This is a genomic window from Spongiactinospora gelatinilytica, from assembly GCF_003236385.1.
Classification (GTDB): domain Bacteria; phylum Actinomycetota; class Actinomycetes; order Streptosporangiales; family Streptosporangiaceae; genus Spongiactinospora; species Spongiactinospora gelatinilytica.
Window position 1 is genome coordinate 1 of sequence record NZ_POUA01000631.1, and the last position, 2,323, is coordinate 2,323.

At 69.7% G+C, this 2,323-nt stretch carries 2 protein-coding genes; both read right to left on the bottom strand.

Annotated features, from left to right (window positions below; genetic code table 11):
- Window positions 1–312: 312 nt before the first annotated feature.
- Window positions 313–1,299 carry a malate dehydrogenase gene (locus C1I98_RS37960; protein WP_111172066.1) on the bottom strand — a complete coding sequence of 329 codons (987 nt, stop codon included), beginning with the start codon at window positions 1,297–1,299 and terminating at the stop codon, window positions 313–315.
- 66 nt (window positions 1,300–1,365) lie between these two features.
- The coding region (locus C1I98_RS37965; protein WP_146607897.1) for a transporter substrate-binding domain-containing protein at window positions 1,366–2,323 on the bottom strand (958 nt) is incomplete at its 5' end.

Sequence of the window (2,323 nt, forward strand, 5' to 3'; positions counted from 1 at the left end):
CCCCCGGTAATCTCCCAGCGATCATTCTGGGGCCCCCGCCACCTCGGCTCCCGCCGACACGCCGGGTGTCATCCGTATCACCGTGCGTCTCTGGGGCCGGGCGGCCTGGGCGCGCTTCCGCGGGTGGTCGATAATATGTGGTAATCGCGACCTAATTCACCGCTCACCTGCGCCGTACACCATTTGATGGTAATTACCGGCGATAAAGTACGGCGGTAAAGGGCAGGCGGCGGCGGCGTTTTTGCACAAGGCTCGGCGGCGCGGTGCGGAGCAGATCAGATCGACGCCCCGCACCGCACGCGTACCGGAGATCTACAGCAGGCCGAGGCGGGAGACGGCCTCGCGCTCGTCGGCGAGCTCGGCGACGGAGGCGTCGATGCGCTCGCGGGAGAAGGGGTCGATGTCCAGGCCCTGGACGATCTCCCAGGCCCCACCCTTGGAGACCACCGGGAAGGACGAGATGAGGCCCTCGGGCACGCCGTAGGAGCCGTCGGAGGGCACCGCGGCGGAGGTCCAGTCGCCCTGGGGGGTGCCGTTGATCCAGTCGTGGACGTGGTCGATGGCCGCGTTGGCGGCGGAGGCGGCGCTGGAGGCGCCCCTGGCCTCGATGATGGCCGCGCCCCGCTTGGCCACGGTCGGGATGAAGGTGTCGCGCAGCCAGGCGTCGTCCACCTGCTCGGCGGCGACCTTGCCGCCGACCTCGGCGTGGTACAGGTCGGGGTACTGGGTGGCGGAGTGGTTGCCCCAGATGGTCATCTTCTTGATGTCGGCGACCGGGACCTGGAGCTTGCCGGCGAGCTGCGACAGCGCGCGGTTGTGGTCGAGCCTGGTCATCGCGGTGAACCGGGCCGCGGGCACGTCGGGCGCGTGCGCCTGGGCGATCAGCGCGTTGGTGTTGGCCGGGTTGCCGACGACCAGCACCCGCACGTCGTCGGCGGCGTGGTCGTTGATCGCCTTGCCCTGCGGGCCGAAGATGCCGCCGTTGGCCTCCAGCAGGTCACCGCGCTCCATCCCCTTGGTACGCGGGCGGGCGCCGACCAGCAGCCCGACGTTGGCGCCCTCGAAGGCGACGTTTGGGTCGTCGCTGATGTCGATCCCGGCGAGCAGCGGGAACGCGCAGTCGTCGAGCTCCATCGCAGTGCCTTCCGCCGCCTTCACCGCCTGCGGGATCTCCAGGAGGCTCAGCCGTACCGGGACGCCCTGGCCCAGCAACTGGCCCGATGCGATGCGGAACAGCAGGGCGTAGCCGATCTGGCCGGCCGCGCCTGTGACGGTGACTTTGACGGGAGTCTGCGGCATTGCCTTCCCCCAACTCGCGGGTCGATATGGTGACGCTCGGATGTTACCGGTCCCTCACCCGGCCCTTCATCGGCAGGGTTGCATCCTGGGGACCTCGGCCTCCGGAGCGAACTCCACGTTGCCGAAATGCCGGGTGAGCAGGCTTTTGACCGTTCCTTTTCGGTACAGGGCGGTGATGGCCCGCTGGACGGCCTGGCAGCCGCGCACGTCGCCCGCGCGCAGCGCGACGCTGTACCGCTCGGTGGACAGCTTGAGGCCGACGACCTTGTACCGGAGCTTCTCGCGGTTGGCGAAGCCGGCGAGCAGCAGGTCATCGCCGGGCACGGCATCCAGGCGGCCGGTCCTCAAACGGTCCATGCACTGGGAGTAGTCGGCGACGGGCACCAGATCGACGCGGTCCACCACGCGCTGGACCGCCTTGACCGCGAACGCGGCCCCCGGCTGGCACAGCCGTTTGCCCTCCAGGTCCTTCACGGTGGTGATGGACGACCCGTCCTTTACCAGCACGTCGATATGGGCGAGGTAGTACGGCCCGGCGAAGGTGACCTCGTCCACCTTGTTGATCGAGTAGGTGGATACCACCATGTCCACGTCGCCCTCGGCGAGCAGCGCGGGGCGCTGGGCACGGTCGGTCGCCTTGAAGGTGAGACGCTGCGGCGACACGCCGAGGGCGTGGGCGATCTCGCGGGCCAGGTCCACCTCGAAGCCCGCCCAGGCGGGTTTGCCGCCTTTGCCGGAGTTCAGGGCGACGCCGGGCAGTCCGTCGCGCACGCCGACGGTGAACGGTTCCGTCCCCTCCGCCCAGTCCAGCACCGAATCGGGGGCCGCGCCGGGCTTTTGGACGCCGGGCGACTCGCCGCTCTGCGCTGACGAGCCGAAGAACGACGGCAGCAGGCCCATCCATGCCAGGAGTCCGAGTCCGGCGATGACCAGCACGACGAGCGTGACCACCGTGGTCTTGACGGGGAAACGCCGGTTCTGCACGGGGCGGGTCCGGCCGTCGTGGACGGCGGGCGGCACGGGG

What these genes read in the sequence shown, in the direction of transcription:
- C1I98_RS37960 (WP_111172066.1), bottom strand. Translation starts at nt 1,299, where the DNA reads ATGCCGCAGACTCCCGTCAAAGTCACCGTCACAGGCGCGGCCGGCCAG.